This window comes from Mesorhizobium sp. M2A.F.Ca.ET.039.01.1.1, from assembly GCF_003998035.1.
Classification (GTDB): Bacteria; Pseudomonadota; Alphaproteobacteria; order Rhizobiales; family Rhizobiaceae; genus Mesorhizobium.
Genome location: NZ_RZRY01000501.1, coordinates 1 through 4769 on the forward strand (window position 1 = coordinate 1; position 4769 = coordinate 4769).

The following is a 4769-nucleotide window of genomic DNA, read 5'->3' on the forward strand; positions in this document are numbered from 1 at the left end:
CGCCGATATCGGTGAAGAATTTCGAGTAGCCGTCGTAATTGCAGGTGATGGTGCCGGCGCCGATATTGGCCGCCGCCCCGACGCGCGCGTCGCCGATATAGGTCAGGTGGTTGACCTTCGCGCCTTCTTCCACTGTCGACTGCTTGACCTCGCAGAAATTGCCCACCTTGGCCTTTTTCCTGAGGTCGGCACCAGGCCGCAGCCGCGCAAACGGCCCAACCTCGCAATTCTCTGCGATGGTGGCGCCCGTCATATGGCTAAAAGCATGGATCGTGGCGCCGGTGGAAATCTTGACGCCCAGGCCAAACCACACATTCGGCTCGACAATCGTGTCGGCGCCGATCTCGGTGTCGTACGAGAAATAAACGGTTTCGGGCGCGATCAGCGTCACGCCGGACAGCATCGCCTCGCGCCGCCGGCGCGCCTGCCAGATCGCTTCCGCCTCGGCAAGTTCGGCGCGGTTGTTGATGCCGAGCGCGCTCTCGAAGCTCGCCTCCGTCGCCACGACGTCGAGCCCCTCGGCGCCGGCGATCTCGACGATGTCGGTGAGGTAGAATTCGCCCTTGGCATTCTTGTTGCCGACTTTGTCCAGCAGCCGCAGCGCATGGCTGCCCGCCACCGCCATCATGCCGGCGTTGCAGAAGCCGATCTTCTTTTCCTCCTCCGAGCAGTCCTTTTCCTCGCGGATGGCGACGAGCTTGCTGCCCTTCTCGACCAAACGGCCATAGCCGGCCGGGCTTGGCGGTCGAAAGCCGATGACCGCCACCGCGGCGCCCTCGGCGAGCTTCTGCCGCGCGGCGGCCAGCGCCTGCGAATCGATCAGAGGCGTATCGCCGAACATGACGAGGATGTCGTCGTAACCCTTTGATATCGCTTCGCGAGCAGCCAGAACAGCATGCGCGGTGCCGAGCCGCTTCTCCTGCACGAAAGTCTCCGCCTTGGGCGCGAATTTCTGTGCTGCCTTGCGCATCTCGTCGGCACCGTGCCCGATCACCAGCGCCAGGCCCGTCGCGCCGGCCGCCTCGGCCGCTTTCACGACATGCGCCACCATAGGCAGGCCGGCTATGGCATGCAGCACTTTTGGCATCGCGCTTTTCATGCGCGTGCCCTCGCCGGCGGCGAGGATGACGGACAGGCAGGATCTCTGGCTCATGGATGGCAACCGTATGAAAGGGCTTGAATCAATGCATGCTAGCAGCGGCGTAATGCTGCACCAATGCGGTTAAATTCCGGTGAGATGGCGGAGCGGAGGTCTCCAAGCGCGGATGTCCGGTGAGGTTCCAGATACAAAAGCACCGCCGCGGTGACGTCAGCCGGTTACATAGGTCAGGAAATATCCCCGGCCTGCTGGGAGTGCTGTGTCAGCATCGGCGGAGGCCGCGCGAGCGTGTCGTCGGTTCTCTGTTGGCGGGGGCGACTCGAACGCTCCACGCCTCGAAAGCGGGATAGCGAATTCTCGTGAAGGCAAGGTCAAACTGCGTTTCCGTTCCATATCGGCGGAGACTGGGAGAGAGATGGATACCATGCGCGCGGCGCGTCTGGAAGTTGGCAGGACATGGACGCGGGGCGGCCCGCGTGCAGGCGTATGGCCGAGCACGCAGCGCCACCTCGCAGCGATCCTGGCTTGCGACGTGGTCGGCTACTCGCGCCTGATGGAGCGCGACGAGCGTGGCACGCTCGAGCGGCTCAAGACCTACCGCAAGGATCTCCTCGAACCGCTGGTCTCCGAGCACCACGGTCGGGTCGTCAAGCTCACCGGCGACGGCATGCTTTGCGAGTTCGCGAGCGTCGTTAACGCGGTGACCTCGGCGATGGCGATCCAGCAGGCCTTGGCGGAACACGAGTCGGAGACGCCCGAGGAAGAGCGGATTCGCTTCCGCATCGGCGTCAATCTCGGGGACGTGGTCTGCGAGGAGGACGGTGACATCTACGGCGACGGGGTCAATACCGCCGCCCGCCTCGAAAGCGTCGCCGATCCAGGCACCGTGGTCGTCTCGGGTACCGCCTACGACCACCTTCAGGGCAAGCTCGACTGCGGCTTCACGCCGCTTGGCGACCTGCGCCTCAAGAACATCGAGCGGCCCGTGCGCGCTTACCGCGTCGAGGCCGACGCCAGCGCCGCACCGCCTCCCCTGCCCGAGAAACCCTCGATCGCGGTTCTGCCCTTCACCAACATGAGCGGCGACCCCGACCAGGAATACTTCGCCGACGGGCTGGTGGAAGACATCATCACGGGATTGAGCCGGGTGGACTCCTTCTTCGTGATCGCCCGAAACTCGTCCTTCACCTACAAGGGCCGGGCCGTGGACCTGCGCCAGGTCGGGCGCGAGCTGGGCGTCCGCTACGTGCTTGAAGGCAGCATCCGCCGAGCAGGTTCGCGGGTTCGCATCAGTGGGCAGTTGGTGGACGCGATCAGCGGGCACCATGTCTGGGCCGACCGCTTCGAGGGCGATATGTGCGACATCTTCGACCTGCAGGACAAGGTGACCGAGAGCGTCGTCGGCGCTGTCGAGCCGAGCATCCGGCTGGAGGAAATCAAGCAGGCGCGCATGAAGCCGACCGACTACATGAGCGCCTACGACCTCTACCTTCGCGCGCTGCCGTGCTTCTACAGCATGACCCGCGAAGGCTTTGCCGACGTGCGACGGCTCACCAACGAGGCGCTCAGCATCGATCCTGGCTTCAACTTGGCGAAGGCACTCGGCGCCCATATCCGCAGCATCTCCGTGAGCCAGTGCTGGCACGAGCCCGACGATACCAGAGTCGCCACGCGCATGGCGCGCGAGGTACTGCCGGAAGCGCGCGACGACCCCACGAGCCTGCGCTTCGCCGCGCAGGTCATTGCCTACAGCGCGAAGGACTACGAGATGGCGCTGGCCACTATCGAACGATCCCTGCGGCTCAATCCCAATTCGGCGCAGGGCCATACCAGCTGCGGCTGGGTCAACGCACATTCCGGCCGCCCGCTCGTCGCTATCGAGCATTTTCATAGGGCAATGCGGCTGAGCCCGGTCGATCCCGAGAAAGGCATCGCGCTCTCGGGCATCGGGATGAGCTACCTGATGCTCGAGCGCTACGAGGAAGCGCTGGCATGGGGTGAACGCGCGCTGCACGAGATGCCGAACTACGGCTCCTCGCACCGGGTGGTGATCATGGCGCTGGTCAAACTCAATCGGTTGGACGAGGCGCGGGCGGCGGCGCAGCGGCTGATGGAGGCGTTCCCGACCTACACGCTCACCCTGCAGAGACAGATCAACCCATGGCAGGACAAGGTGTTCGGCGAGCGTTACGTCGAGGCCTTGGGCGTCGCCGGCGTGCCGGAGTGATCGTCGCGCATAAAATGGCAGCCTACCCCAGTCGCCCCAGCACCGGGAAATTCTCCAGCAGCCAGTAGGACGCACTCTGCACGCCGCCCGTGAGGAAAAATACGCCGGCGACGACCAGCAGCGCGCCGATGCCCTTCTCGACGCGGCCGAGATGGACGCGGAATTTGCCGAGGAAGCGCATGAACGCACCGGAAAACAGCGCCGCGATCAGGAACGGGATGCCCAGCCCGAGCGAATAGGCGGCGAGCAGCAGCGCGCCCTCGCCGACCGTCTCGCGCCCGCCGGCCAAGGTCAGGATCGGCCCCAGCACCGGCCCGATGCAGGGCGTCCAGCCAAAGGCGAAGGCCAGACCCATGACATAGGCGGCGACCATGTTTGCGGGCTTGCCCTGCGACTGGAAGCGCGCCTCGCGCGACAGCAGCGGAATGCGCAATATGCCCAGAAAATTCAGTCCCATGATGATGATGAGTGCGCCAGCCGCCATCGCCAGCGGCTCCTGCCAGACCCGCAGCAGCCTGCCGATGGTCGAGGCGCCGGCGCCCAGCGCGACGAACACCGTGGAGAAGCCGAGCACGAAAGCAAGCGAGGCATAGAGCAGCGCGCCACGCGTGCCTTCCCGCGCCGTCATGGCATGATTGCCGCGGAAATCGTCGACCGACACGCCGGCCATGTAACAGAGATAGGGCGGCACCAGCGGCAGCACGCAAGGCGACAGGAACGAGATCGCTCCCGCCCCGACCGCGCTGACATAGCCGATGTCCAGTGCCATTCCATGAGTCCCGATTGTGCTGGCGTCGATATAGCGATGCGGGCGTGCGCCTGCCAATCACCATTGTGTGGCAAGTCGCCGCTTCGCCAAAGGAAGAAACGGGCTCCACAACGCGTTGACCGAATGAGCGCGCGACTGCCGCGCGCTTGTTCAGGGAGATTTATCATGAAAATGATCGCACTCGGGTTTGCCGCCCTTCTCGGCACCGCCGCGTCCCAGGCCGCCGAGGCCTGGAAGGAAGCCGAAGTGGGCGGCACCAAGATCTACACCGACGCCAAGGGCATGACCCTCTACACTTTCGACAAGGACGAGAAGGGCAAGTCCAACTGCTATGACAAATGCGCCGCCAACTGGCCGCCGCTGAAAGCCAAGGCGAGCACGAAGACCGAAGGCGAATGGTCTGTCGTCAAGCGCACCGACGGCACCCATATGTGGGCCTATGACGGCAAGCCGGTCTACACCTTCGTCAAGGACAAGAAGGCCGGCGACATGAACGGCGAAGGCGTCGCCGGAGCCTGGCACGTCGTGAAGGCAGATTGAGCTCGCCTCATTGAGCGATCCGGCTGCCGGGTTCCTTGATCCGGCAGCCAGTCATCTTTCCGCCGGTCGTCGCCGGTTCGGGGCGCGCACGCCTCCATCGCCAAAAAAGTGATCTTTGCCATACACTCTAAGAG

General features: G+C 64.4%; 4 protein-coding genes. 2 read left to right on the plus strand and 2 right to left on the minus strand.

The window, feature by feature from the left end:
- Positions 1–1153 (minus strand): bifunctional UDP-N-acetylglucosamine diphosphorylase/glucosamine-1-phosphate N-acetyltransferase GlmU (gene glmU, locus EOA24_RS27810; protein ID WP_127410280.1); only part of this gene is annotated, 1153 nt, incomplete at its 3' end.
- A 361-nt stretch (positions 1154–1514) separates the two neighbouring features.
- On the opposite strand from glmU, the gene EOA24_RS27815 reads away from it, so the two are divergent.
- Positions 1515–3326 carry an adenylate/guanylate cyclase domain-containing protein gene (locus EOA24_RS27815; protein ID WP_245501867.1) on the plus strand — a complete coding sequence of 604 codons (1812 nt, stop codon included), beginning with the start codon at positions 1515–1517 and terminating at the stop codon, positions 3324–3326.
- Positions 3327–3348: 22 nt separating this feature from the next.
- Here EOA24_RS27815 and EOA24_RS27820 read toward each other — a convergent pair whose 3' ends face one another.
- Positions 3349–4095: a cytochrome c biogenesis CcdA family protein gene (locus EOA24_RS27820; protein ID WP_126082398.1), complete on the minus strand. Its 747-nt coding sequence runs from the start codon at positions 4093–4095 to the stop codon at positions 3349–3351.
- Positions 4096–4260: 165 nt separating this feature from the next.
- Between EOA24_RS27820 and EOA24_RS27825 the strand changes: the two genes are divergently transcribed.
- Positions 4261–4635 carry a hypothetical protein gene (locus EOA24_RS27825; RefSeq protein ID WP_126082397.1) on the plus strand — a complete coding sequence of 125 codons (375 nt, stop codon included), beginning with the start codon at positions 4261–4263 and terminating at the stop codon, positions 4633–4635.
- Positions 4636–4769 lie beyond the last annotated feature (134 nt).